Origin of the sequence: Actinoallomurus acaciae (assembly GCF_042429965.1) — a bacterium.
Lineage (GTDB): Bacteria > Actinomycetota > Actinomycetes > Streptosporangiales > Streptosporangiaceae > Actinoallomurus > Actinoallomurus acaciae.
Genome location: NZ_JBHLZP010000079.1, coordinates 1 through 23,287 on the forward strand (window position 1 = coordinate 1; position 23,287 = coordinate 23,287).

At 72.2% G+C, this 23,287-nt stretch carries 25 protein-coding genes; 13 read left to right on the forward strand and 12 right to left on the reverse strand.

Translation table 11 applies throughout. From position 1 onward, the window contains the following. The coding region (locus ACFFNX_RS13470) for a glycosyltransferase (protein ID WP_378200360.1) at positions 1 to 746 on the reverse strand (746 nt) is incomplete at its 3' end. A gap of 93 nt (positions 747 to 839) precedes the next feature. Next, on the reverse strand, positions 840 to 1,595 hold the full coding sequence (locus ACFFNX_RS13475; RefSeq protein WP_378200363.1) for a metallophosphoesterase family protein: 756 nt from the start codon (positions 1,593 to 1,595) through the stop codon (positions 840 to 842). Positions 1,596 to 1,835: 240 nt separating this feature from the next. Here ACFFNX_RS13475 and ACFFNX_RS13480 point away from each other — a divergent pair, with 240 nt between their 5' ends. The 3 genes from ACFFNX_RS13480 to ACFFNX_RS13490 all read left to right on the forward strand — a co-directional run bounded on the left by ACFFNX_RS13480 (position 1,836) and on the right by ACFFNX_RS13490 (position 4,124). After that, entirely contained in the window at positions 1,836 to 3,137 is a 1,302-nt protein-coding gene (locus tag ACFFNX_RS13480; protein ID WP_378200366.1) for an MFS transporter, read from the forward strand. A gap of 138 nt (positions 3,138 to 3,275) precedes the next feature. Further along, positions 3,276 to 3,596 (forward strand): GNAT family N-acetyltransferase, encoded by a 321-nt coding sequence (locus tag ACFFNX_RS13485; RefSeq protein WP_378200369.1) that lies wholly within the window; start codon positions 3,276 to 3,278, stop codon positions 3,594 to 3,596. Positions 3,597 to 3,638: 42 nt separating this feature from the next. Further along, a complete protein-coding gene (locus ACFFNX_RS13490) occupies positions 3,639 to 4,124 on the forward strand; it encodes a GtrA family protein (protein ID WP_378200372.1) in 486 nt (161 codons plus the stop codon). Between the two features lie 24 nt (positions 4,125 to 4,148). Here the strand turns inward: ACFFNX_RS13490 and ACFFNX_RS13495 are convergent, their stop codons facing one another. Together ACFFNX_RS13495 and ACFFNX_RS13500 are read right to left on the reverse strand one after the other, a co-directional pair. Then, a complete protein-coding gene (locus ACFFNX_RS13495) occupies positions 4,149 to 5,060 on the reverse strand; it encodes a LysR family transcriptional regulator (RefSeq protein ID WP_378200375.1) in 912 nt (303 codons plus the stop codon). Between the two features lie 188 nt (positions 5,061 to 5,248). Further along, entirely contained in the window at positions 5,249 to 5,614 is a 366-nt protein-coding gene (locus tag ACFFNX_RS13500) for a hypothetical protein (RefSeq protein ID WP_378200377.1), read from the reverse strand. A gap of 456 nt (positions 5,615 to 6,070) precedes the next feature. On the opposite strand from ACFFNX_RS13500, the gene ACFFNX_RS13505 reads away from it, so the two are divergent. The 4 genes from ACFFNX_RS13505 to ACFFNX_RS13520 all read left to right on the forward strand — a co-directional run bounded on the left by ACFFNX_RS13505 (position 6,071) and on the right by ACFFNX_RS13520 (position 9,776). Further along, complete coding sequence (locus ACFFNX_RS13505; protein ID WP_378200380.1) at positions 6,071 to 6,931, forward strand: aldo/keto reductase; 861 nt, start codon at positions 6,071 to 6,073, stop codon at positions 6,929 to 6,931. Between the two features lie 22 nt (positions 6,932 to 6,953). After that, on the forward strand, positions 6,954 to 7,952 hold the full coding sequence (locus ACFFNX_RS13510) for an aldo/keto reductase (RefSeq protein WP_378200383.1): 999 nt from the start codon (positions 6,954 to 6,956) through the stop codon (positions 7,950 to 7,952). 217 nt (positions 7,953 to 8,169) lie between these two features. Next, positions 8,170 to 9,141: a sugar kinase gene (locus ACFFNX_RS13515; protein ID WP_378200386.1), complete on the forward strand. Its 972-nt coding sequence runs from the start codon at positions 8,170 to 8,172 to the stop codon at positions 9,139 to 9,141. After that, positions 9,138 to 9,776, forward strand: coding sequence for a bifunctional 4-hydroxy-2-oxoglutarate aldolase/2-dehydro-3-deoxy-phosphogluconate aldolase (locus ACFFNX_RS13520; protein WP_378200389.1), 639 nt, complete (start codon positions 9,138 to 9,140; stop codon positions 9,774 to 9,776). Before ACFFNX_RS13515 ends, ACFFNX_RS13520 begins: the two co-directional genes overlap by 4 nt. Positions 9,777 to 9,831: 55 nt before the next feature. Here the strand turns inward: ACFFNX_RS13520 and ACFFNX_RS13525 are convergent, their stop codons facing one another. Then, on the reverse strand, positions 9,832 to 10,575 hold the full coding sequence (locus tag ACFFNX_RS13525; RefSeq protein ID WP_378200392.1) for a polyprenol monophosphomannose synthase: 744 nt from the start codon (positions 10,573 to 10,575) through the stop codon (positions 9,832 to 9,834). 119 nt (positions 10,576 to 10,694) lie between these two features. Between ACFFNX_RS13525 and ACFFNX_RS13530 the strand changes: the two genes are divergently transcribed. Both ACFFNX_RS13530 and ACFFNX_RS13535 read left to right on the forward strand, forming a co-directional pair. After that, a complete protein-coding gene (locus tag ACFFNX_RS13530; protein ID WP_378200395.1) occupies positions 10,695 to 11,324 on the forward strand; it encodes a hypothetical protein in 630 nt (209 codons plus the stop codon). Next, positions 11,300 to 12,067 (forward strand): hypothetical protein, encoded by a 768-nt coding sequence (locus tag ACFFNX_RS13535; protein WP_378200398.1) that lies wholly within the window; start codon positions 11,300 to 11,302, stop codon positions 12,065 to 12,067. The genes ACFFNX_RS13530 and ACFFNX_RS13535 overlap by 25 nt, the downstream gene beginning before the upstream one ends. 3 nt (positions 12,068 to 12,070) lie before the next feature. Here the strand turns inward: ACFFNX_RS13535 and ACFFNX_RS13540 are convergent, their stop codons facing one another. Both ACFFNX_RS13540 and ACFFNX_RS13545 read right to left on the reverse strand, forming a co-directional pair. Further along, positions 12,071 to 12,526, reverse strand: coding sequence for a universal stress protein (locus ACFFNX_RS13540; protein ID WP_378200401.1), 456 nt, complete (start codon positions 12,524 to 12,526; stop codon positions 12,071 to 12,073). Positions 12,527 to 12,771: 245 nt separating this feature from the next. Continuing rightward, complete coding sequence (locus ACFFNX_RS13545; RefSeq protein WP_378200404.1) at positions 12,772 to 13,839, reverse strand: hypothetical protein; 1,068 nt, start codon at positions 13,837 to 13,839, stop codon at positions 12,772 to 12,774. 204 nt (positions 13,840 to 14,043) lie between these two features. Between ACFFNX_RS13545 and ACFFNX_RS13550 the strand changes: the two genes are divergently transcribed. The 3 genes from ACFFNX_RS13550 (at position 14,044) to ACFFNX_RS13560 (ending at position 17,573) form a co-directional block, all read left to right on the forward strand. Further along, positions 14,044 to 15,009 (forward strand): alpha/beta fold hydrolase, encoded by a 966-nt coding sequence (locus ACFFNX_RS13550; protein WP_378200407.1) that lies wholly within the window; start codon positions 14,044 to 14,046, stop codon positions 15,007 to 15,009. A gap of 279 nt (positions 15,010 to 15,288) precedes the next feature. After that, the gene (locus ACFFNX_RS13555) at positions 15,289 to 16,806 is read left to right on the forward strand and encodes a class I adenylate-forming enzyme family protein (protein ID WP_378200410.1); all 1,518 of its coding nucleotides are present in this window, start codon (positions 15,289 to 15,291) and stop codon (positions 16,804 to 16,806) included. Next, positions 16,803 to 17,573, forward strand: a complete 771-nt coding sequence (locus ACFFNX_RS13560; RefSeq protein ID WP_378200413.1) for a crotonase/enoyl-CoA hydratase family protein — start codon at positions 16,803 to 16,805, stop codon at positions 17,571 to 17,573. The genes ACFFNX_RS13555 and ACFFNX_RS13560 overlap by 4 nt, the downstream gene beginning before the upstream one ends. A 67-nt stretch (positions 17,574 to 17,640) precedes the next feature. Here the strand turns inward: ACFFNX_RS13560 and ACFFNX_RS13565 are convergent, their stop codons facing one another. From ACFFNX_RS13565 to ACFFNX_RS13585, 5 genes are read right to left on the reverse strand one after another with little or no spacing between them, the layout of a single operon-like run. Then, complete coding sequence (locus tag ACFFNX_RS13565; protein WP_378200416.1) at positions 17,641 to 19,014, reverse strand: cytochrome P450; 1,374 nt, start codon at positions 19,012 to 19,014, stop codon at positions 17,641 to 17,643. Next, positions 19,011 to 19,610 (reverse strand): GTP-binding protein, encoded by a 600-nt coding sequence (locus ACFFNX_RS13570; protein ID WP_378200419.1) that lies wholly within the window; start codon positions 19,608 to 19,610, stop codon positions 19,011 to 19,013. The genes ACFFNX_RS13565 and ACFFNX_RS13570 overlap by 4 nt, the downstream gene beginning before the upstream one ends. Next, positions 19,588 to 19,941 (reverse strand): DUF742 domain-containing protein, encoded by a 354-nt coding sequence (locus ACFFNX_RS13575; RefSeq protein ID WP_378200422.1) that lies wholly within the window; start codon positions 19,939 to 19,941, stop codon positions 19,588 to 19,590. Before ACFFNX_RS13575 ends, ACFFNX_RS13570 begins: the two co-directional genes overlap by 23 nt. After that, entirely contained in the window at positions 19,938 to 20,351 is a 414-nt protein-coding gene (locus tag ACFFNX_RS13580) for a roadblock/LC7 domain-containing protein (RefSeq protein WP_378200425.1), read from the reverse strand. The genes ACFFNX_RS13575 and ACFFNX_RS13580 overlap by 4 nt, the downstream gene beginning before the upstream one ends. Beyond that, positions 20,348 to 21,661, reverse strand: a complete 1,314-nt coding sequence (locus ACFFNX_RS13585; RefSeq protein WP_378200428.1) for an ATP-binding protein — start codon at positions 21,659 to 21,661, stop codon at positions 20,348 to 20,350. Before ACFFNX_RS13585 ends, ACFFNX_RS13580 begins: the two co-directional genes overlap by 4 nt. A gap of 380 nt (positions 21,662 to 22,041) precedes the next feature. Here ACFFNX_RS13585 and ACFFNX_RS13590 point away from each other — a divergent pair, with 380 nt between their 5' ends. Next, on the forward strand, positions 22,042 to 23,115 hold the full coding sequence (locus ACFFNX_RS13590; protein WP_378200431.1) for a PP2C family protein-serine/threonine phosphatase: 1,074 nt from the start codon (positions 22,042 to 22,044) through the stop codon (positions 23,113 to 23,115). The last annotated feature ends 172 nt before the right edge of the window (positions 23,116 to 23,287 follow it).

Below are 23,287 nucleotides of genomic sequence, written 5' to 3' on the forward strand. Positions count from 1 at the left end.
AGCGATCGCCGCCGCGGCCCGTCGCCGATCACGACGAGCGTCGCCGGCACGCCCCGGCGGCGCAGCTCGGCCAGTGCGTCGATCGGCCGGTCGGGCCGTTTCTCCGGCGACAGCCGGCCGCAGTGGACCAGCAGCGGTCCACCGTCCCCGGTCAGCGCGGACCGCAGCGCCGCGTCGTGCCGGTCGGGTGAGAAGGAGCCCAGGTCGACGCCCAGGGGCACGCGGACGAGGTTCGGCACGCCGAGCCGGCGGAACTCCGCGGCGGCCCACTTCGTGGTGCAGACGACGACGTCGTAGGACTCCGCGCTGGCGCGGTTCATCCGGTCGGCGAGCCGCTCCGCGGGCAGTCCGGGCGGCCCGAGCAGGCGCAGCAGCCCGTCGAGCCCCTCGTGGGAGACCATCATCGACCGGACACCGTGCGCGGCCGCCCACTCTCCGGTCCACCGCAGCGTCGTACGGTCGGAGACCTCCAGCCGGTCCGGTTCCAGCTTTTCCAGCAGCCGCCGCAGCGACCGGCGCGCGGTGATGACGCGGTAGCCGCCGGTACCGGGCACGAGCGGGCCGGGGACCGTGATGACCCGTCCCTGTTCGGTCTGTTCGTCACGGGGCCGCAGGCCGGGCATGATCAGCACCGGATCGTGCCCGGCCCGCACGTAGCCCGCGCCGAGCTCCCGCAGGGCGGTCCGCAGGCCACCGGAATGGGGCGCGATGGCGTTGGCCAGCCGCACCACTCTGACGCCTCCCACCCTCGTACGATCACCTGGGCGGCCGACCGGCGTCGCAACCCCGCGTAACCGGGATGCGAACCTTGTCCGACGGCGTGGCGAGGAGGGCGGCCGTCAGGACCCGGCCGCGCCGGAGAAGGCCGCCAGGGCCTCGGCGTCGGAGTGCACGCTCAGCAGGTTCTCCGCGATGAAGTCGGCGAGGCCCGGATAGCCCGGCGCCTCGGCGCGGAACGTTCGTGCGGCGTCCGCCGCGTCGTAGGCCGTGTGCCGCAGCACCACGTCGGGTCCGAGCAGGGCCCAGTGCGCGCCGGGGCCCGCGCCGTACGGCATGCCGACGCTGCCCGGGTTGACGAACCGGCGACGGTCCGCGAGACGGTCGAAGGGCATGTGGGTGTGGCCGAGCACGACGGTCGGCTCATCCGTGCCCGCGAACGCCTCGCGGTAGAGGTCCAGGGGCGAGTCGACGAGGACGAACTCGGCGTCGTCACGCGCGGTGGCGTGGCAGAACCGTACGGCTCCCAGCCCGGCGACCTCCAGCGTGACGGACAGCGGCAGGTCCGCGAGCAGCGCCCGGTGCCGCCGCTCCAGCCGGGTCGCGCAGTACTCCGCCGTCTGGCGGACCACGTCGGGCGGCCCGGGGGCGAGCGTGCCGTCGAAGGCGTCGGCCACCTCGCGTTCGCCGTTGCCACGGACCCAGACGGCGCGCTCGCCCAGCGCGGCCAGCCGGTCGAGCGTCTCGGCGGGCATCGGCCCGGTCGCGATGTCGCCGTTCAGCACGATCGCGTCGGCTCCGCACGCCTCGACTTCGGCGAGCACCGCTTCGAGCGCGGGGAGATTGCCGTGGATGTCGGCCAGGACCGCGACACGCATGAGGCCTCCTTACGTCGTCTTCGATCCTGTCCGACGCGATGACACGCGTCCGCCGGATTCACCGACGGCTGAACGCCGAACCCGTTGGTCGTGGCGCGGGGGACCTGCGTCTCATCGGCAGGACGCCCCGAATGAGCGGGCCGCACAACCGGCGGCTGTGGCCCTACATCGCACGGTTGTTTGATGCCGACGGGTCTCTCGCTGTTGGATCGCCTCGGTCGATGCCACGGGGAGGTCGGGATGAGGCGGTCGCTGGGCCGGGAGTTCCGGTGGTTGTGGGCGGCGTTCGCGGTCAGCACGGTCGGCACGTGGCTGGCGTTCAACGCGTTCCCGCTGATCGCGGTCAGGGTGCTGCACGCCGGGCCGCCGGAGGTGTCCGCGCTGGCCGCCGTGGGGATGGCGGTGGGCGCGGTGCTGGCGGTGCCGCTCGGCCCCTGGGTGGAGTTCCGCCGCAAGCGGCCGGTGATGGTCGCGACGGACCTGGTCCGGTTCGCGGCGATGCTGAGCGTCCCGGCCGCGTACGCGCTCGGCCTGCTCACCTTCGTCCAGCTCCTCGTCGTGTCGATCGTCGTCGGGGCGGCCGACATCGCGTTCCGGTCGGCGAGCGGCGCGTGCCTGAAGGCCCTCGTGCCGAAGGAGGACCTGCTCGTCGCGAACGGGCGGTTCGAGTCCACCACGTGGACCGCGACCATGCTCGGGCCGCCTCTCGGCGGAGTCGCGATCGGGCTGCTCGGCCCGGTGACGACGGTGATGGCCGACGCGGTCAGCTATCTGCTGTCGGCGTTGGGGATCCGGGCGATCGGCGGCGACGAACCACGGCCCGCCCGGCCCGAGGCGGCGCGCCCGCGCGCCCGCGACCTGTTCGACGGGTGGCGGTACATCCTCGCCCACGCGGAGCTGCGCGCGCTGTTCCTCAACTCGAGCCTGGTCGGCGGCCTGATCCTGGCGACCGAGCCGCTGCTGACCGTCCTCATGCTCGGCCGCCTGGGGTTCGCTCCCTGGCAGTTCGGCCTGGCCTTCGCGGGCCCCTGCGCCGGCGGGCTCATCGGCTCCCGGCTGTCCGGCCGGCTCGTGGCCCGGTACGGTCGGCGGAAGGTCGTGCTGGTCGCCGGCACGCTGGCCGCGTGCTGGCCGGTCGGGCTGGCCTTCATCCGGCCCGGAGTCCCCGGGCTGATCCTCGTCATGGCCGTCGAGCTCGGGCTGATCACCTGCATCAGCGTGTACAACCCGGTGCTCGCCACCCGGCGGCTGGAGCTCGCGCCGACGGACCGCGTCGCCCGGGTGCTGTCCGCGTGGGCGGTCACGAAGAACGCCACCGTCGCGGCGCTGGCCGCGCTGTGGGGGCTGCTGGCCGGGCTGACCGGCCCCCGCGTCGCGATCGGGATCGCGGGCGTGCTCCTGCTGGCCACGCCCCTGCTGCTGCCCCGCCGGGAGGGCTCCCTGGTGGGCTCCCCCGATTCCGCGGCGGACGAGCCGGTCCTGGCCGCGGTGGCGCCACGGGACCCCCGAGGAGAGACCGACGATCCAGGCGGATCCGCCTGAACCCTCGGCCCCGTACCGCCGGGATGGGAAGGTCCGGGCGTTCTTCGTCCCCCGTACGCGGCTCGGGGCACCCGGGTCAGAGGGTCGGCCACGGCGATGCGACGGTATGTCGCGGGAGATCCGACATCGGAGGTTCGAGTGTTCAACCGGGGGCTCGGAGACGACGCCGAACTGGTGTACCGCACGTTCGACGCCGCCCAGGGCGTCTGTGAGATCGGCGCCTGGCTCGCTCCGGAGGCGTGGGGGCGCGGCCTCATCACCCGCGCCGGCCGGGTCCTCATAGACTGGGCGCTCGACGTGCGCGGGATGACGCGGGTCGAGTGGCTGTGCGATCCGCGTAACGAGGCGAGCATCGCCGCCGCCCGGCGCCTCGGCTTCACGCACGAGGGCACCCATCGCAAGGCCTTCCACGTCGACGGCGAACACCGCGACGTCCAGGTCTGGGCCATCGTCACCTGACGCCCGGCAGCAGGCCCGGACCATCCGCACGGCAGGGAGACCATGGTCGTCGAGGTCATCGCCGGTTCGGCCACCCGGCGACATCGGTTCCACGCGTTCACCGCCGCGCTCGTACGCCGGTTGCCGTTCGGCCTCTCTCGCCTGGTGCCGCCGAGCCTGCTGGGCTTCGCGATCATCAACGGGTTCACGTTCGGCGTGGACCTGGCGCTGCTGACGGTGTTCCGCGGCGGTCTCGGCTGGCCACTGCCGCTCGCCGTCACGTCGGCCTATCTCCTGGCGTTCGGGCTGAGCTTCCTGCTGAACCGCGCCGTCAACTTCCGCTCACACGGCCCGGTCGGACCGCAGGTCGCGGTCTACCTGGTGGCGATCGCGATCAACTACGGCGCGTTCATCCTCGGCGTGGGCACGGGGCTGGCCGAGCTGGGGCTGGAGTACCACGTCGCCCGCGTCGCCGCCGCGGTGTGCGAGGCGGTCTACATGTACGCCGTGATGCGCTGGGTCGTGTTCCGCGAGAAGCCGCGGCGCTGACGGCTCCGGTGCCGTCCCCGGGCGTCAGATCGGGGTGGGCGCGGCGCGGTCGGCGGAGGCGGACTCGTGGGCGATGGCGAGCAGGGCGTCCGTCGCCGGGTTGGCCGGGCCGTTGGACGGGACCGCGACCGAGACCACCCACTCCGGAGCCGTCGCGCGCAGCGGCACCGCGACGACCTTCTTGTTCTTCTTGTACGCGATCGGCCGCGGCACCAGGGCCACGCCCAGGTCGGCGGCGACGAAGTCGAGGAGGCTGTGCACGTCGTTGACCTCCACCGCCACGTGCCGTGCGAGACCCGCGGCGCCGAACGCCCGGTCGGTGACCTGCCGGGCGCCCCAGTCGGGATGGAAGTCGACGAAGATCTCGTCCGCCAGCGCGGACCAGTCGACCACCTCGCGCGCGGCGAGCGGGTGGCCGGGGTGGCACACCAGCATCATCGGCTCGGCCGTCAGCGGCGTCAGCCCGACCCCGGCCGGCGCGCGCCCGCCGGACAGCGCGACGAACGCCAGGTCCAGACCGCCCGTACGGACCTCCTCCAGCAGCCTGGACGAGCCGCCCTGGCGAAGCCGGACCTCCACGCCCGGATGCACGGCGCGGAACCGGGACAGCGCCGTGGGCAGGTCGATGACGGCCAGGCACTGCTCGGTGCCGATGGACACGGTGCCGCGCAGCAGGCCCTGGACGGCGGCGACCGCGCTGCGGGCGGCCGCGACGCTGGCGAGCGTACGCCGGGCCTCGGTGAGCAGCGCGCGTCCTGCCTCGGTGAGGGCGACCCGCCGTGTGCTGCGGACGAACAGCGGGGCGCCGAGCTCACGTTCGAGGGAACGGATCGAGGCGGACAGCCCGGACTGCGCGAGGCGCAGGCGTTCGGCCGCACGCGTGAAGTGGCGTTCCTCGGCCACGGCGACGAAGTACTCCAGATGACGCAGTTCCACGATTCATCACTCTAACTGCTTGATCTCATCCGGTTCTTTCCGCCGGCGCGTCCGGCCGGGCCGAAGGGCCAGAGCGGGAGCCCCGCCGTGAGCGGAGTCCGGTTCGCGATGCCGAGGCCGTGACCGGTCGCGCACGGCGGGGGCCGTCGCACGGAGCGGCGCCGTCAGCCCGGGGCCGCCCGAATACGTCAGGACGAAGTGACGTGAATCGAAGAGTTGTGCCCCATGTAATAGGTCTTGTTTCCCTTGGTGCGGGGATTCACCGTGAAGCTGTGCGAGCCCGGCCATCCGGACTGCGTGATGGTGATACGCCGCTTCTGCGCGCAGTGGTTGTTGAAATAGAACTTCGTGTCCCACGCCGGCTTGTACGAGATGTTGAGGAACTCCGACGCCGGCGACTTGCACCGGAAGCTCACCCGCTTGACCGCACTGCTCTGAACGGACTGCGGCGCGACGACCGGCTGGTTTCCGGTGGACTTCTGGGCGGAGGCGACATGGGCGGTGGCGGCGTGGTCGGATCCGCAGCCCGCGACGCCAGCCACGATCAGCCCCACGGACGAGGCCACGAGAGCCGCTTTTACCTTGTTCAACCCGATTTCCTTTGCTGTGCGGGGATATCGGTTGCCAACCCTAGAGCAGTCGAATACCGGAAAAGCAACCCAAATAGCCGACGTGACGCACCTCATACCTAAAGTAATCGTAAAAAAGGTAAACAGCGTAAAAAGTCAAAAGACTGGCATCGCGACCGGGGACCGCCGCCTGCCGTGGACCGGCAGGGGGGCGCCTGACGTTCGAGGGAGCGGACCGGTTCGGCGATTCATCACTCCGGCTGCTTGATTCCATCGGTTTTTTCTGTTGGACACGGGGAAGCCGTGCAGAGAGGCTGTTGACGACAGCCGCCGATCAGCGCGCCCGCGCGGCCCGAAGAGCCGCGCCGTCGGCCCGTACACCGGGCCCGTGCCCGCCGGCGGCTGCAGCCCTGACGCACGCCATCTTGGAGGTCTTGTCACATGCGTACTCGCCGAATCGGTGACGTCCAGGTCGGCGCGATCGGTCTCGGGGGCATGCCCATGTCGATCGAGGGACGCCCTGAGGAGAGCCGTTCGATCGCCGCGGTGCACGCCGCGCTCGACGCGGGCGTGACACTCATCGACACCGCGGACGCCTACCACCTCGGCCCCGACGACATCGGGCACAACGAGTCGTTGATCGCGCGGGCGCTGGCCACGTACGGCGGAGACACCTCCAACGTGCTGGTCGCCACGAAGGGCGGCCACACACGTCCGGGGGACGGCTCCTGGGGGCTCGACGGCTCGCCCGCCTACCTCAAGCGGGCCTGCGACGCCTCGCTCAAACGCCTCGGCGTCGAGGCGATCGGGCTCTACCAGCACCACCGGCCGGACCCGTCCGTGCCGTACGCCGACTCGATCGGCGCCCTCCGGGACCTGCTGGACGAGGGCAAGATCCGCATGGCCGGCATCTCGAACGCCGACCCGGGCCAGATCCGGGAGGCGAACGAGATCCTCGGCGGACGCCTCGTGTCGGTGCAGAACCAGTTCTCCCCCGCCTTCCGCAGCAGCGAGGACGAGCTGCGCCTGTGCGACGTGCTCGGCGTCGCGTTCCTGCCGTGGAGTCCGCTGGGCGGCATCCCCAGGGCCGGCGACCTGGGCGGTAAGCACACGGCGTTCGCCCGGATCGGAGAGGCGCGCGGGGTGAGCCCCCAGCAGGTCGCGCTGGCGTGGATGCTCGCCAAGTCGCCGGTCGTGATTCCCATCCCCGGTTCGAGCCGCCCCGAGACGATCAGCGACTCGGCCAGGGCCGCCGACCTCGAACTCACCCCCGAGGAGTTCGCCGAGCTCGACGCCGCCTGATCTACCTTCACTGAGGAGAACCATGGCACTTCCCACCAAACAGCTCGGCACGACCGACATGCGGATCACGCGCGTCGGCTTCGGGGCGTGGGCGATCGGCGGCGGCGACTGGGCGTTCGCCTGGGGGCCGCAGGAGGACGCGCAGTCGGTCGCGGCGATCCGGTACGCCGTCGAGCAGGGTGTCAACTGGATCGACACCGCCGCCGTGTACGGGCTCGGGCACTCCGAGGAGGTCGTGGCCCAGGCGCTCAAGGACATCCCCGAGGCCGACCGGCCGTACGTCTTCACCAAGTGCGGTCTGGTCTGGGATCCCGCCGACCGCCGGAAGCCGGCGCGGCGGACCGGCGCCGAGATCCGCCGCGAGGTGGAGGACTCGCTGCGCCGCCTCGGTGTCGAGCGCATCGACCTGTACCAGATGCACCGGCCGGCCGAGGACGGCACACCGCTGGAGGGGTACTGGCAGACGCTCCTCGACCTCAAGGAACAGGGCAAGATCCGCGCCGCGGCCCTGTCGAACCACGACCTGAACCAGTTGGAGGCCGCCGAGAAGGTCGGCCACGTCGACTCGCTCCAGCCGCCGTTCTCGGCGATCCACCGCTCGGCCGCCGCCGAGATCGGCTGGTGCGAGGCGCACGGCACCGGCGTGATCGTCTACTCGCCGATGCAGGCGGGCCTGCTGACCGGCGCGTTCTCCCGCGAGCGGGTCGAGAGGCTGCCGGAGGACGACTGGCGCCGGCACAGCCCCGACTTCACCACGAACCTCGACACCAACCTCGCGCTGGCGGACGCGCTCGTGCCCGTCGCGAAGCGGCACCAGGTCCAGCCCGCCGCCGTGGCGGTCGCCTGGACCCTGGCCTGGAGCGGCGTGACCGGCGCGATCGTCGGCGCCCGACGCCCGGACCAGGTCGACGGCTGGCTGGCGGCCGCCGACCTGGAGCTGACCCAGGCCGACCTGAACGAGATCGCCGCCGCGATCGAGGAGACCGGCGCGGGCGAGGGCCCCGCCACGCCGTCCGCCTGACCGGCGAAGGATCGAGGAGAACGGCGTCCGGCCCGCATGCGGGCCGGACGCCGTTCGCGTTCCTACCGGAACCGGGCGTCTCAAGGTCCAGGCTGGAGGAGGCGGATCGCGGTTCCCTCGGCGTGCGATCGTGCCGGAGGCCGGATCAGTATGCTGCTGTGCGAGGAATCTGCACAGGGTGTGCATGATTTGCACAGTCGCATCACAGGGGTTCCCGATGGGCGATACGAACGTCGACGACGTACCGGATTCCCGCTCCGCTCGCGCTCCGGCGCCCGGCATCGTGTGTCTCGGCGAGTCGATGGTGCTCGTGACCCCGGCGGCGTCCACACCGCTGCGCGAGGCGACACAGGCCTGGTTGCGGGTGGCGGGCGCCGAGTCGAACACGGCGCAGTACCTCGCGGACCTCGGTCACCGGGTGACCTGGGTGAGCCGTGTCGGCGCGGACCCGCTCGGCGAAAGAATCGTCTCCGAGATAGCGGCCTCCGGGGTCGGCACGCGGGCGGTGGTCCGCGACCCGGGAGCCCCGACCGCCGTCTACTTCAAGGACCCGGCGCCGGAGAAGACGGACGTCTACTACTACCGGACGGGCTCCGCCGCCTCACGCCTGAGCCCGCGGGATCTGGACGCCGTCGACCTGTCGGCCGGCCCTCTCGCCTACACCTCGGGTGTCACCGTCGCGCTCTCGGCCTCCTGCGCCGAGGCCGTGTCCGTCCTGTTCGACCGGACGCGGGAGGCCGGCGGAGTCCGCGCCTTCGACGTCAATCACCGCGCCGGCCTGTGGAACACGGGCGAGGCGTCCACCGCCCTCCTCGACACGGCGCGCCGGGCGGACATCGTCCTGGTCGGGCTCGACGAGGCGGCCGTCCTGTGGGGCACGGCCTCGCCGGACGACGTACGGGACCTCATCGGCGGGCCGGCCCGCCTCATCGTCAAGGACGCCGACGTGGGGGCCACGCTCTTCGACGAGACGGGCCGCCACTTCGAGCCCGCCGAGAAGGTCGAGGTGGTGGAGCCGGTCGGCGCCGGAGACGCGTTCGCCGCCGGATACCTGTCCGCTCTGCTCGCCGGCGCCCCGCCGGGCGCCTGTCTGCGCCTCGGGCACCGCACGGCCGCGCTCGCCCTCGGGTCCACCGCGGATCACGTCGACGCGAGTCATCTCCGCGCCCTCCGCGAGGTCCGATCATGAGCCGGGCGGCCGAACGCGACGGCTCCGCCTTCTTCGCGGCGCACTTCGCGCCGCTGCCGCTGATGACGATCCTGCGCGGCTTCGACACCGTGAGGACGGTCGAACTCTCCGAACTGGCATGGGACATCGGCGTGCACCTCGTCGAGGTGCCGATCCAGTCGGCGGCGGCGCTCGACGCGCTGTCCTCGGCGGTCGACGCCGGCGCGGCGCGGGGCATGCCCGTGGGCGCCGGCACGGTGATCACCGTCGACCACGTACGGCGGGCCGCCGAGGCCGGTGCCGCGTTCACGGTGGCCCCCGGGTTCGACCGTGAGGTGGCAGAGGCATCGATCGACGCGGGGCTGCCCCACCTGCCGGGCGTAGCGACGGCGACCGAGGTGCAACGCGCCACGGCGTTCGGTCTCGGCTGGTTGAAGATGTTCCCGGCCTCCGACCTCGGGCCGGGCTGGTTGCGGTCGATGCACGGGCCCTTCCCCGACGCGAGGTTCGTCGCCACCGGCGGCATGCACGCCGGAAACACGCGGACGTACCTGGACGCCGGTGCGGCCGGCGTCTCGCTGGGCTCGGCGCTCGCCGACCCCGCGCGGCTCGAAGCGGTGCGCGCGCTGGCCGCCTCGCTGTCCCCGCGAGCCTGATCGCCGCCCACGCTCGGGACCTTCTCGGGCGACGTCGAGCGGGTGCGGGGGCCGTTCACCCGGCTCGTCGCGCCCCCAGCCGGGACGTCAGCCCCCAGACGGTGACGCGCCAGAGCGCCTCGACGACGATCGCCCGGCTCATCTTGCTGACCCCATGCTCTCGTTCGACGAACGTGATCGGCACCTCGACCACACGGAACCCGGCACTGACGGCGCGCCTGGCCAGGTCCACCTGGAAGCAGTAGCCCTGCGACCGCACCTCGTCCAGGTCCAGGCCGGTCAGTGCGCCGGCCCGGAAGGCACGGTAGCCGCCCGTCACGTCGCGGACCGGCAACCGGAGCATGAAGCGTGAATACGCGCTGCCGCAGCGTGAGAGCCACTCGCGGGACCTCGGCCAGTTGACCACCCGACCGCCCGTCACCCAACGCGATCCCAGTACGAGGTCGGCCCGTTCCAACGCGGTCAGCAGCCGTGGCAGTTCCTCCGGGCGGTGCGAGCCATCCGCGTCCATCTCCACCAGCACGTCATAGTCGTGCTGGATGCCCCAGCGGAAACCGGCCAGGTAGGCCGCGCCCAGCCCCTGCTTGCCCGGGCGATGCATGACGTGGATGTGCCCGTCCGACTCGGCCATCTCATCGGCGATCTTTCCGGTGCCATCCGGGCTGTTGTCATCGGCTATCAGCAGATGCGCCTCCGGAACCGAGGCGCGCAGCCGGCCCGCCACGACGGTGATGTCGTCCGCTTCGTTGTACGTCGGGACGATCACCAGGACGCGACCCAGGCCGCTGTCGCTTCTCATCTGGGCATCGCCCTCTCTGCCTCCGGCACCCCGGCCTATAATCTACAACCTTGTAGATATCTCCTATTCCTGGTTTGCCCAGCCGTGACCTGCGGCGCGAAGAACAGGGGGTCACCGGTATGAGTGAGTCGTCTCACGGCGCCGCGAGGCTCGACCGGGCGACCCGGCCTCCGGACCCTCCCCTGACGACGGCGGATGTGGGCCGGCCGATGGCCGCGGCCCCGCCGCGGTGGCACCGGGGGATGGCGCTGCTCGCCACGATCAGCCTGTTCATCGGAACCCGTGGGGCGTGGACGAGCGCGGTGTCGTCCCACCCGCCGGTCGCGGCGGTGATCTCGGCCTGCTACGCGGCCATCCTGATCCTCGGCGTCCTCACTCTCGTCGTTCGAAGGCGCAGGGCCCTGGCCCGGGTGGATCTGGCCGTGCTCATGGTGGCGATCGTGCTCGTCCTGTGCAGGTACGCGGGCACCGACGAGGCCGCGCTGACCGCCCGGGCCACGCGGGAGTTCCTGGGCGGGCATCCGATCTACGGTCAGCCGTGGCCCTCGATCTTCCACGGTCCGATCGCGGTCACCAAGACCATGTCGGGCGGGGCGGACTACACCTACGCCTACCCGCCGCTGGCCGTCGTGCTCGCCGCGCCCTTCTACGCCGTCATGCACAGCGCGGCGGCGGTCACCGCACTGGCCACGGGCGCGCTGATCGCCGGAACCGTCGTCCTGCGGTGGCTGCTCCCGGCCCCCTGCTGATCCCGTCCGTCGTTCGCTGGCCGGCCACCGGCGCGGGCGGTCGTCTCGGCCGGTACGGGGTGCTGCGCGCCGTCTGTCTGGGCGCCGCCTGCGCCGCCCAGCAACTGCCGTGGTTCCTCGCCCCGTTCCTGATCGTGGGCGGCTACCTCGTACGGCGCGGCGAAACAGGCCACCGGTCCGCGCTGGCCGTGGTCGCCCCGTACACCAGCATCGCATCGCTGACCTGGTTGCTCATCAACGCCTACTTCATCATCCAGGATCCGAAGGCCTGGCTTTCCGGCCTTCTCCTCCCGCTCACCCAGGGGGCGATCCTCCACGGCCAGGGCGCGACGGACATCCCGTACTACCTCACGGCCGGTAGCAGCCGCCTCGACTTCTACTCCTACGGCAGCATGCTCCTCGAACTCGGCCTGCTCGCGGCCTTCGCGCTCTTCATCAAGCGGCTCGGCCCCGCCGCCACCGTCCTGCCCTGGTGCGCGTTCTACCTCGCCACCCGATCCCAGGACGGCTACTTCCTGCTCATGACCCCGCTGTGGTCGGCAGGGCACCTCGGGTTGTGGCGGATCGGCTCCGGCCCCATCACCGTCGGTCCGCACGCCTCCGTCTGGTACGTGCTGCTGCCGCCCGGCAAGGTGTACTCGGTATCCGTCGCCGAGAAGCCGCGGATCTACCTTTGCGCGTTCACCGGCACGCCGATGACCATCAGCAGTGTCCGGCTCTCCCCCGCCCACACGACCCACTGAGCCTCACACGGTGTTCGGCACGTCGGGGAAGCGGACCACACGCACCCGGCAGGGCGAGCGGCGCTCCAGGTCCAGGGCCGGGCAGCGATGGAGGCGCGCCGCCCAGCCCGTGCGGATGCGCGAGCCGACGAAGACCGCGCAGGCGTGCCGGTCCGCGGCATGCGAGCGCAGCGCCTGGGCCGGCTCGCCGTCGACGACCGTGTACTCCCACTCCAGCGGCAGGTCGGCGAGCAGGAGCGCGCACTGCAGCCAGGCCTCCAGCTCGAGCTCGTCCCGCCACTGCTCCGCCAGCGGATAGGCCTCCCAGGCCATCAGCTCCAGCGGCCGGGGCGTCCGGCGTACGTGCAGGGCCACGAGCCGGAGCCCGCCCGACACCGCCTCGGCCGCGGCGGTCTGCAGTGCGACGCGCCCCGAGTCGGTGCCGTCCACTCCGGCCAGCACCACGCCGCCGTGCACCATCTCAGTACCGCTCCGCAGGCTGCGTACACGGCATCTCCCGGCCTCCTTTCCGGCGGACCCGCAGCCGAGGGAGGCAGGCGACTCCAGTGAACGCACCGACTACCAGGGGTAGCCGGTCAAGCGCCTCCCGGTCAGCGACTTGGCCGGAGAGTGGCCCTCACGTCTCATGGCTCTGTCCTGCGCGGACATCCTCTTCCATCCCGCTCGCCAGTCTCGGTCGTCCACAGCCTGTGGATGACCGGCCGCTACGTTCGGTGGAAGTGGATCTCCGACAGGCCCAGCCGGGCGAGCCGCTCGGCGGCCTTGGCGGCCTCCCGCTCGCGCGACCGGTCCCGGTACATCAGGTCGATCTTCTCCTCGATGTTGGCCCGGTGCGCGGCGACGGCGACCCAGGCGAGATCCGCATCGGGATTCATGTCGATGAGCTCGGCCTCGTCGCCCAGATGCGAAATCCTCGTCTCGTACTCGCCGGCCTCGATCCGCGTCTCCCGCTGGAAGTCGCGGTGGGCCTCCTCGGCGTCGCTGATCCGCCCGATGCCGTGCTCCAGCTCGATCGCGACGCTCAGCCGCCCGATGTCGACGAGCGTCGTCCCGTCGGCCGCGAGGCGAGTGGAGTTCCACAGACACGTGTGCCGCGCGACGTGCGGGTCGTCGTCACTGCGGCTGAGCATCCGGTCCACCACGGCCCCCGGCAGCAGCACCCGCGCCTGGGCGTCGAACATCCGGCATGCGTCGGGGAGGCGCCGGGCGTGCTGGCGCAGCGGCCAGGCGTCGCTCGCCCACGGTGGGTCGATGAGCACGAGCGCGACCGCGACCGCGATGAGCAGCGGGCCGGCGGCCAGCCGGGGCACGCTCCACTGATGCCGGGGCACGGCGACCGCGTGCCCACGGACGTAGGCGCACAGCGCGTCCAGGCCACGGTCGAACTCCGGGTCGGGAAGAAACCAGAACCGGGTCGGCGCCGCGAGCTCCACCAGGCTGCCGTCGCGCAGGCAGAGGACCGGCCATTCCAGGAGCAGCCCACGCCGGACCTTCACCAGGCCGACGTGCGAGCACGGGACGACACGCCACAGCGGAGGCCGCCGGGCGGCGATGTCGCCGCCGGAGAGGCGGGTACGGCCGCCCAGCACCGCCAGCGGCCGGCCGACGAGGACGAGAACGACGAACACCACGGGCGACAGAAGACGCGTGCCCTGGCCCATCAGCCCCATGACCGCGTACAGGCCGCCCACGACGAACCCGGCGAAAACGGCCGACCAGACGATTCTCCTGACGGTCCGGGAGAGCCCCAGCGGCCTGCCTGCCTCCGACATCTGCTCCCCCCGGACGCGTATCCCCCGTGCGGTACGTCGCGATGTCGCGCCGGGGCTCTCACCTGCGGTTTCCACGCTCTTCCGTACCCCGCGACGGCCCGGCCCCGGCCTTCCCGGGAACGATCTCGACGGCCGCCGCCCTATCTGGGAGGTGATCCATCGGGCTAATTTGTCGGGATTGATCTACTGCGTCATGGAGTGGCGATGGATGTACGGGTACCCGTGCTGTTCGTGCACGGCAACCTCTCCGACGGATCCGCCTGGCGGGAGCAACTCGGCCTGCTCCCGGCCGGTCTGCGCGGCATCGCACCCGACCTGCGCGGATTCGGCAACGGCCGACCCGAGCCGGTGGACGCGACCCGTGGCGTCGGCGACTTCCGGGACGACCTCGTCGCGCTGCTGGACGACCTCGGCCTCGGCGCGGTGCACCTGGTCGGCCACTCGATGGGCGGCGGCATCGTCATGGACCTGGCCGCCCGGCATCCCGGCCGGGTCCGGACCATCACCCTGGTCGCGCCCGTCTCGCCGTACGGCTATGGCGGCACGCGAGGTGACGGCACGCCGTGCGCACCCGACTTCGCCGGATCCGGCGGCGGCACCGCCAACCCCGGTCTGGTCGCGGCGATCCAGGCCGGCGACCGGACCGACGCCGACCCGCTGTCGCCGCGCAACGTGGTCCGCACGCTCTACTTCTCCGAGCCGGGAGCGGTACGGAACGAGGATGAGCTTCTGGCGGGCATCCTCGGCGCGCGGACCGGCGACGACCACTACCCCGGCGACGCCACGCCCTCGCCGCACTGGCCGGGTACCGCGCCCGGCACCCGCGGCGTGCTCAATGCCATCTCGCCGAAGTACTTCGGCTGGCAGGACCTGCCCGAGTCGGGCTGCCGGGCGCCGGTGCTGTGGATCCGCGGCGACCGGGACGCGATCGTCTCCGACGGCGCGATGACCGATCTGGGGCACCTTGGGGCACTCGGCATGGTCCCCGGGTGGCCCGGTGAGGAGGTCTTCCCCGCACAGCCGATGATCGCCCAGACCCGCCGGGTGCTGGAGCGGTACGGCGACTACGAGGAGGGGGTCATGACCGGCACCGGGCACTTCCCGTACGCCGAGCGGCCGGAGGAGTTCGCCACGCTGCTGCACGCGCACCTCACCCGCGCCGGCCGGTAGGCGCGACGCGCCGGGCCGCCGCCCGGCAACGGGCTCTGGACGGTGCCGCCGCGTGCTCACGGGCGGCTCCACACCCGGGCTGCGGTGGCCGAGCTCGCGGCCGTGAGCGTTGACTGGTACGTCCGGCTGGAGCAGGGCCGGGTCGGCACACCCGACCCCAGTGAACGCATCCTTCGCGGCTGCGTACGGACCGGCGGTCGCTTCCGCGGAGATCACGTCGGAGTAGTGCGGCGACGGTGTGGACGGTTTGATGTACGCATCCGGTGCTGAGGAGGATGGATGCTGACCGTCGACATGGTGAGGGCCGGAGCGCGCCGGCACGGGGACCGCGTGGCGATCCGGTACGGCGACCGGTCATTGACGTTCCGCCAGGTCGACGAGGCCGCCAACCGGATGGCCAACGTCCTCCTGGGAATGGGGGTCGAGGCGGGTGAACGCGTCGGGCTGCTGCTCGGCAACGGGCTCTGGACGGTGCCGCTGGACTTCGCGTGCCTCAAGGCGCGGGCGTGCCGGGTGCCGCTGAACGCCCGGCTGTCGGTGGAGGAGCACGCGCGGATGCTCACCGACGCCGGCGTGCGCACGCTGGTGCACGAGTCGGCGCTGGCGGAACGCGCCGATGAGCTGCGCGAACGCCTCGACGGGTTGCGCACGCTCGGTCTGGCGGACCTGCTGGAGCAGACGCACGCGGCGTCGGCGGCCGATCCGCGCCTGCCCGCCCGGCCCGACGACGTGATCCTCGCTCTCTACACGTCCGGCACGACCGGCACGCTCAAGGCGGCGCAGCACACTCAGGCGAGCTACGCCGCGATCGTCGCCAACATCATGACCAACCTCATCAGCCCGGCCGCCGACGACGTGATGCTGCACGCCGCGCCGCTGATCCACGCGAGCGGCACGTTCGTGCTGCCGTTCTGGCTGCGCGGCGCGCAGGCGGCCGTGCTCGACGGCTTCGACCCGCAGGGGTACCTCGCGGCGATCCCCCGCCACGGCGTCACGCACGCGAACCTCGTGCCGACGATGCTCCAGATGCTGCTGGCCGCCGGGGGCGCCACCGCCGAGACCGGCCGCCTGCGTTCGGTGATCTACGGTGCCTCGCCGATGCCGCGCCCGGTGATCGAGGAGGCGATGGCGGCCTGGGGGCCGATCTTCAGCCAGTACTACGGGCAGACCGAGGCGCCGCTGTGCCTGTCGGTGCTGCCCTCCGCCGACCACGTCGGGCCGGACGCACCGCTCGGGTCCTGCGGGCACCCGTCGGTGGACGCTGAGATCCGGCTGATCGACGAGCACGGCGCCGACGTGGCGGACGGTGAGCCGGGCGAGATCGCGGTGCGCGCGCCGTTCACGATGGCCGGTTACCTGAACGCCCCGGAGCTGAACGCCGCGACCTTCCTGGGCGACGGGTGGCTGCGCACCCGCGACGTGGCGCGCTTCGACGAGCGCGGCTATCTGTACCTCGTCGACCGCACCTCGGACATGATCGTCAGCGGCGCGTACAACATCTATCCGCGGGAGGTCGAGGACGCTCTGCACTCCCACCCGGCCGTGGCCGAGTGCGCCGTCGTCGGCGCGCCGGACGAACGCTGGGTGGAGGCCGTGGTGGCGTTCGTGGTGCCCCGGCCGGGCGTCACGGTGACCGGCGCCGAGCTCACCGAGCACGTACGGGCCCGGCTCGCCGGTTACAAGGTGCCCAAACGGGTGGAGTTCGTCTCGGCGATCCCCAAGAGCGGCGTCGGCAAGGTCCTCCGCCGCGCGTTGCGCGACCCGCTCTGGGCGGGCGTCGAGCGGGGGACCCGATGATCCGCGTCGAGCGTACGGGCGCGGTCACGACCGTGGTGATCGACCGCCCCGAGGTGCGCAACGCCATCGATCCCGAGCACGCGGCCGAGCTGTACGCGGCGTTCACCGCCTTCGACGCCGACCCGGAGGCGAGCGTCGCGGTGCTGTACGGCGAGGGCGGCACGTTCTGCGCGGGAGCGGACCTGAAGGCGGTCTCGGCGGGCCGGTTCGACGTGGCCGCGCCGGAGGAGTCCGACCACGGCCCGATGGGCCCGACGCGGCTGCGGCCGTCCAAACCGGTGATCGCCGCCGTGGCCGGACACGCGGTCGCGGGCGGCCTGGAGCTGGCCCTGTGGTGCGACCTGCGCGTCGCCGAGGAGGACGCGGTCTTCGGCGTCTTCTGCCGCCGCTGGGGCGTGCCGTTGATCGACGGCGGCACCGTACGCCTGCCGCGCCTGATCGGCCTGAGCGCGGCGATGGACATGATCCTCACCGGCCGCCCGGTCGACGCGCGGGAGGCGTCCCGCCTGGGCCTGGCCAACCGCGTGGTCCCCACCGGCCAGGCGCGAGAACGCGCCGAGGAACTGGCGGCGGAGATCGCCCGCTTCCCGCAGCTGTGCATGCGCCACGACCGCCTGTCCGCCTACGAGCAGGCGGGCCTGCCGATGGAGACCGCGATGGCGAACGAATGGCGCCACGGCCAGGTCGCCCTGGACGCCGAGGCCCGCCAGGGCGCCACCCGCTTCGCGGAGGGCAGCGGCCGCCACGGCGACTTCGGTGCCGGCTGAGCACCACCCGTCGCCCGGCACGCTGCCCTGGCCGGCTCTGACCGCACGGCGTCCGTACGGCTGCGGGTCAGAGGCGGCGGAGCCAGTTCCGCGTGGCGCGGCGGACGTGCCCCATCCGTGACCCCGGCTCGGGCCGGTGCGCGGGCCTGCGGGCCAGGACGGCGGCCAGGCCCTCCTGGGGAGCGGTGGTGGCCGCCGTACGGACGGGAGCCGCGTCTCCGGACGCGGCCGTCACCGGCGGGAAGTTGACCGGCAGCGACTGCAGCGCCCGGTGGAACGGGCCCGGCCGCCACTTCAGCATGTACACCGGCACGGCGAGCTCCATGTCCGGCAGGGCGTCGAGGACCTTCTCGATGGCCGCCGAGGCGATGAGGCGGGCCTGGCCCTGGGCCGGGCAGGTGTGCGGGCCGGCGCTCCAGGACAGGTGGGCGCGGTTGCCCTCCCGGTGCTCGCTGGCCAGGGCCGGGTCGGTGTTCGCGGCGGCGAGGCTGATGACGACCGGCTGGTCCTTCGGCAGCGTCACGCCGCGGAACTCCACGTCCTCACCCGGATAGGTGATCGCGAAGTTGGCGAGCGGCGGGTCGGTCCACAGGATCTCATCGAGCGCGTCCTCGACCTGGAGGTTGCCGCCCGACAGGTCACCGGCGAAGCGCTCGTCCGACAGCAGCAGCCGCAGGCCGTTCACGATCAGGTTCTGGAGCGGCTCGGTACCGGCGCCGAGGAGGGTGAGGATCTGGTGCATCAACTCCTCGTCGGTGAGCTCCACGGGGTGTTCCGCCAGCCACGAGGTCACGTCCTGCGCGGGCTCCCGCCGCTTGAGCCGCACCAGCTCCAGGACGGCGTCCCGCATGATCTCGTTCGACTGCTTGGCGTTGACGGTGTCGAAGATGCCGCTCATGCCGAGCACGAGACGGTCGCCGATGTCCGGCGGGCAGCCGAACATCTCGTTGAAGACCAGCAGCGGCAGCACCCGGGCGTAGTCGGCGACCAGGTCGCCGGCGCCCCGGCCCGCGAAGCGGCCGATGAGGACGTCGGCGCTCTTCTCGACGTACCCGCGCAGCGCGAACACGTCGACGCGGTCCAGGCTGTCGGTGACGGCCAGCCGCAGCCGGCTGTGGGCGGCGCCGTCGGCGAGCCGGCAGTTCGGGCGGTACATCATCAGCGGCAGCACCGGGCAGTCTTCCGGAACCGTCTGCTGCCAGCCGCGCGGGTCCTTGCGGAACGTCGTCGGGTCGCGCAGCACCGCGAGGGCCTCGTCGTACCCGGTGATGAGGGAGGCGGGCACGTCCGGGGACAGGTCGACCGGCACGACGGGACCTCGCGCGCGCAGGCGCTCGTACACGGCGGGCGCCTCGTCGGCCAGCTGGTACAGCGGATACCGGCCCTCGTGCGCGGGGCAGCCAGGTGGCGGACCGCCGGCCTCGGACGGACCGGCGGTCACGCGGACTCCCGCTTCTTGGTCTCGATCAGGTACTCGACGAGCGAGATCAGCGCCTGGGTCGAGGACGCCGGGTCGCGTGCGTCGCACGTGATGAGGGGCGTGGTCGGCAGCAGGTCGAGCGCCTCGCGCAGCTCGTCCTCCGGGAACATCGGCGCGCCGTCGAACTCGTTGATCGCCACCGCGTACGGCAGCCCGCGCTCCTCCAGGAGCGTCATCACGTCGAAGGACTCCTCGATGCGGCGGGTGTCGGCGAGCACCAGCGCGCCGAGGGCGCCGCGCGCCAGGTCGTGCCACAGCGCCTTGAAGCGCTCCTGGCCGGGCGCGCCGAACAGGTACAGCACGAGGTCATCGCTGAGCGTGAGGCGGCCGAAGTCCATGGCCACCGTCGTGGTGGTCTTGCCCGGCACACCGGTCAGGTCGTCGACGGACTCGCCGACCTGGGTCATCTGTTCCTCGGTGCGCAGCGGTTTGATCTCCGACAGCGCTCCGACGAGCGTGGTCTTGCCGACCGCGAAGTGCCCGACGATCAGGATCTTCACGGAGTGGCGCACACTCTCACGCACGTACAAACGGTCAGAGACGAGCGCGGAGCCCATCCAATACCTCCCTGAGCAGACGGTCCGACGGCTCGTCGGGCTCGGTAGCGGACGCGCGGGTCACGATGTGCCCGCTGTCCACGAGGTCGGACAGCAGAACCTTGGTGACGCTGACGGGCAGCGCGAGATGGGCGGCGACTTCGGCGACCGAGAGTGCGCCGCCCTGGCACAGCTCCATCACCTTGCGTTTTTCCGGGCTCAGCCCGGCGACCTGGGTACGGCTCGCGATCACGAGCGTGACCAGGTCGAAGATGTTGCGGGTCGGATGCGCGCGGCCTCCGGTGACGACGTGGGGCCGAACCAACGCGCGTTCGTGCCGCGGCGGGCTCACCGGACGCCGTCCAGATCACCTCTCGGCGGAGTGCTGAGCTCTTTGCCCAGGCGCTGCACGAGCTCCTGCAGCCGGAACGACACCGCCTCCATGTCGACGTTCTCCGTGGCCGAGACCGCCAGGTACGCGCCCGGGCCCGCGGCGACGAGGAAGACGTACCCGTCGTCGAACTCGGTGACCGTCTGCCGCCACGTCGTCTCCGTCTGGCTGCAGAACTCCGCCGCGCTCCGGGCGAGCGACTGCAGACCGGCCATGCCGGCGGCGTGGCGTTCGGCGTCGTCCACGCTGATCCGCTCGGAGTGGGCCATCAGCAGCCCGTCGGCGGAGAGCAGCACGGCGTGACGCGTCTCCGGCATTTTGAGGGCATCGTCGAGCATCCAGCCGAGCTTGTTGGTCGCGGCGTCGTTCATTCCGGCGATTTCCCTTCGGAGTCGGGCGGGACGGTGGCGCGGCCGGACCTGGTGCCGCGTTGCCAGGCGCCCAGGCCGGCAGCGGTCTGCCGGGCCGGCCGGACGGGTTCGCCGGGCGGTACCGATCCCGGCCGTGGAGCCCGCTGCTGCGGGACCCCGGCGCGCTCCGACGCCGCGTCCGTGGCCCAGACCGCCTCGGCGGACACACGGCGGCGGCGTGGCAGGCCGCCCGCGGTGAGCGACGGCTTCTGCTCCGCGTCGGCCGTCTCGGGCACCGCCTCCTGGGGGGCCGGAGCGGTCTTGGAGGCCGCGGCCTTCGGACGGTCGTCGATCCGGGTCAGCAGCGCCGTCGGCAGGAAGACCACGGCCCGCACGCCGCCGTACGGGGAGCGCGTGTCCACCGACACGTTGAAGCCGTACCGGGCCGCGAGCACGCCGATCACGGCGAACCCGACCTGCGGCGGGTCTCCGAGCCGGTTGATGTCCACCGTGTCCCGGCCGGCGAGGAGGCGCCCGGCCCGCTTGAGCTCCTCCGTGGTCATCGCGACGCCCGCGTCGTCGATGACGATCGCCATCCCGTTGTGCGCCGGCTGGAAGTTGACCTCGACCGGGGTGTTCGGCTGTGAGTGCCGTGCCGCGTTGTCGAGCAGCTCGGCGAGCGCGAGCACGACCGGCTCCACCGCGCGGCTGACGACGGCGTCGCTCACCTGGGAGTGCACCTGCACCCGGAGGTAGTCGCGGATCCGGGAGGTCGCGCCGCGCACGACGTCGGTGAGCGGGGAGGCGGATCGCTGCAGCCCCGGCCAGGACCCGCAGAGCACGGCGCTGACCTGGGCACGGCGGCCGAGCTGCGCGTTCATGTGGTCGATCTTGAGCAGGCCCTCGAGCACGTCCGGGTCATCGTGCTGGGCCTGCATCCGGGAGATCGCCAGCTGCTGTTCGTTGGCCAGGCTCTGCACGCCGCGCATCATCGCCTTCAGCGTGGCCTTGGCCGACTCGTCGGCGCGCGCCTTGGCCCGGCCGCCGGACTCGGAGAACATCTCCACGATCTTGTCCAGGTGCCGCCCGTACGGGACCTCGCCGAGCCGGGGGTTCAGCGGGCCGGGCACCTCGACCGACCGGCCGTTCAGGGTCTGCACCAGGGCGGGCAGGCGCGCGGTGACCAGGTGGGCCAGCTCGTTCTCGCGGACGCCGGTGCCGCTTTCGAGCATGCCGATCCGGTTGCGCAGGCGCTTGGTGGTCCGACGCTGCCGCACCAGCACGGCCACGACGACGAGTGTGACCACGGCGAGGCAACACACCGCTGCCACCAACAGTTGTTGCTCCATCAGATCCTCGCGGGCTGGGGACTAGGACAGGAACGGTCGTCGGGCCGGGTCGGGTACGGGGTGGCTCCGCCGGTCCGGGTGTGACGACACCCGTGCCGTCCGGTCCGTACGGAAGCGCACCGTTCTGGTCACATCCGCGTGATCTTACGACCCCGGCGAGCGACGTTGGGGCCATTCCGTCCACTTGAGTCGTGGTCCATCCCGATATAGGTCGAATGACCAGGGGGGCCGGGCCGGGCCCTCGGTGGGCCGGGCCGGGCGACGGTCGGCGGAGGATGTGCCGGGGTAGGAAAGTCCACGTGCATCGTCGGGAGTCCGAGGGCCTCTTCCGCTCACCGTGGCGACCGAGCCAGGCGTGGCGATTGACCCCGATCCTGTTCATCGTGGCCATCGTGGTGGCCGAGGCCCTCCTGCCCAGAGACGTCCACCTCGGCCCGCTGCTGGCGGTGGCCCCGGCCCTGGCCGCCATGTTCAGCGGGCCGTGGATGACCGGGCTCTCGGGGCTCCTGGCCCTACTGGCGTTGCTGTTCGCCGGACGGCTGCGCGGCGGGCTGAGCACGCTCAACCACCAGGTGCAGATCGCCTCCCTGGTGTTGATCATATGTTTCCTGGTGATCTACTGCCTGCTCCGTGAGCGGCGTCAACGGGAGCTCGCACAGGTCCGGTCGGTGTCGGAGGCCGCGCAACGCGTCGTACTCCGCCCGATGCCGGCCCGGATCGGGCCGCTGCGTGTCGCGTCGGTCTACCTCGCCGCGGCGGCCGAGGCCCGCATCGGTGGCGACCTGTACGCCGCCGCCCGCACCGACGGCGCGAGCCGGCTGCTGATCGGCGACGTACGCGGGAAGGGGCTGGCGGCGATCAGCGACGCCGCGGTCGTGCTGTGCGCGTTCCGCGAGGCCGCGCACCGGTGTGCCGGCCTGCCCGCGCTCGTCGGCCATTTGGAGGAGAGCGTCGCCCGCAACCTCGCCGAACTCGGCAGCGCGGGGTATCCGCACGCCGTGGAGTTCTTCATCACCGCCGCGGTGGCCGAGGTGCCCGACGACGAGCCGGTGGTGCGCCTGATCAGCCGCGGCCACCCGCCACCGCTCGTACTGCGCGGACGACGGGTCCTCAAGCCGCGCTTTCCCGACCCCGCCCCGCCGCTGGGGATGACCGACCTGGTCACGGCCGGCCAGGCCGTGGAGACCCTGCCGTTCCGTGCCGGGGACCTGCTCGTGCTCTACACGGATGGGGTCATCGAGGCACGGGACCGGTCCGGCGCGTTCTACCCCCTCGCGGAACGCCTCGCCTCATGGCAGGACGGCGATCCCGAGGCGCTGGTCTGCCACCTCCGCGACGATCTTCTTTCCTATGTGGGCGGCCGACTGCCCGACGACGCCGCCGTGGTCGTGGTCGAACGGTCCGACAGGACACCGGACCTCGGGACGGTCCACTGACTCGTCCACAGCCGCCGTGGGGAGCTTTATCCACAGCCGTCACGGGGAGCTTCATCCACAGCCGTCACGGGGCACTTCCGTCAGCGGATCCCTGCGCTGGACAATGTGAGTGGGCTGGAGCCCCCCGGGCGGGCGGGGTGCGGGCGGGGTGCGGGCGGGGTGCGGGCGGGGT

What these genes read in the sequence shown, in the direction of transcription:
- ACFFNX_RS13505 (WP_378200380.1), top strand. Translation starts at nt 6,071, where the DNA reads ATGCGTACTCGCCGAATCGGTGACGTCCAGGTCGGCGCGATCGGTCTC.
- ACFFNX_RS13475 (WP_378200363.1), bottom strand. Translation starts at nt 1,595, where the DNA reads ATGCGTGTCGCGGTCCTGGCCGACATCCACGGCAATCTCCCCGCGCTC.
- ACFFNX_RS13510 (WP_378200383.1), top strand. Translation starts at nt 6,954, where the DNA reads ATGGCACTTCCCACCAAACAGCTCGGCACGACCGACATGCGGATCACG.
- ACFFNX_RS13540 (WP_378200401.1), bottom strand. Translation starts at nt 12,526, where the DNA reads ATGGTGCACGGCGGCGTGGTGCTGGCCGGAGTGGACGGCACCGACTCG.
- ACFFNX_RS13515 (WP_378200386.1), top strand. Translation starts at nt 8,170, where the DNA reads ATGGGCGATACGAACGTCGACGACGTACCGGATTCCCGCTCCGCTCGC.
- ACFFNX_RS13580 (WP_378200425.1), bottom strand. Translation starts at nt 20,351, where the DNA reads ATGAACGACGCCGCGACCAACAAGCTCGGCTGGATGCTCGACGATGCC.
- ACFFNX_RS13520 (WP_378200389.1), top strand. Translation starts at nt 9,138, where the DNA reads ATGAGCCGGGCGGCCGAACGCGACGGCTCCGCCTTCTTCGCGGCGCAC.
- ACFFNX_RS13555 (WP_378200410.1), top strand. Translation starts at nt 15,289, where the DNA reads ATGCTGACCGTCGACATGGTGAGGGCCGGAGCGCGCCGGCACGGGGAC.
- ACFFNX_RS13525 (WP_378200392.1), bottom strand. Translation starts at nt 10,575, where the DNA reads ATGAGAAGCGACAGCGGCCTGGGTCGCGTCCTGGTGATCGTCCCGACG.
- ACFFNX_RS13560 (WP_378200413.1), top strand. Translation starts at nt 16,803, where the DNA reads ATGATCCGCGTCGAGCGTACGGGCGCGGTCACGACCGTGGTGATCGAC.
- ACFFNX_RS13480 (WP_378200366.1), top strand. Translation starts at nt 1,836, where the DNA reads ATGAGGCGGTCGCTGGGCCGGGAGTTCCGGTGGTTGTGGGCGGCGTTC.
- ACFFNX_RS13570 (WP_378200419.1), bottom strand. Translation starts at nt 19,610, where the DNA reads ATGGGCTCCGCGCTCGTCTCTGACCGTTTGTACGTGCGTGAGAGTGTG.
- ACFFNX_RS13545 (WP_378200404.1), bottom strand. Translation starts at nt 13,839, where the DNA reads ATGTCGGAGGCAGGCAGGCCGCTGGGGCTCTCCCGGACCGTCAGGAGA.
- ACFFNX_RS13490 (WP_378200372.1), top strand. Translation starts at nt 3,639, where the DNA reads ATGGTCGTCGAGGTCATCGCCGGTTCGGCCACCCGGCGACATCGGTTC.
- ACFFNX_RS13530 (WP_378200395.1), top strand. Translation starts at nt 10,695, where the DNA reads ATGAGTGAGTCGTCTCACGGCGCCGCGAGGCTCGACCGGGCGACCCGG.
- ACFFNX_RS13550 (WP_378200407.1), top strand. Translation starts at nt 14,044, where the DNA reads ATGGATGTACGGGTACCCGTGCTGTTCGTGCACGGCAACCTCTCCGAC.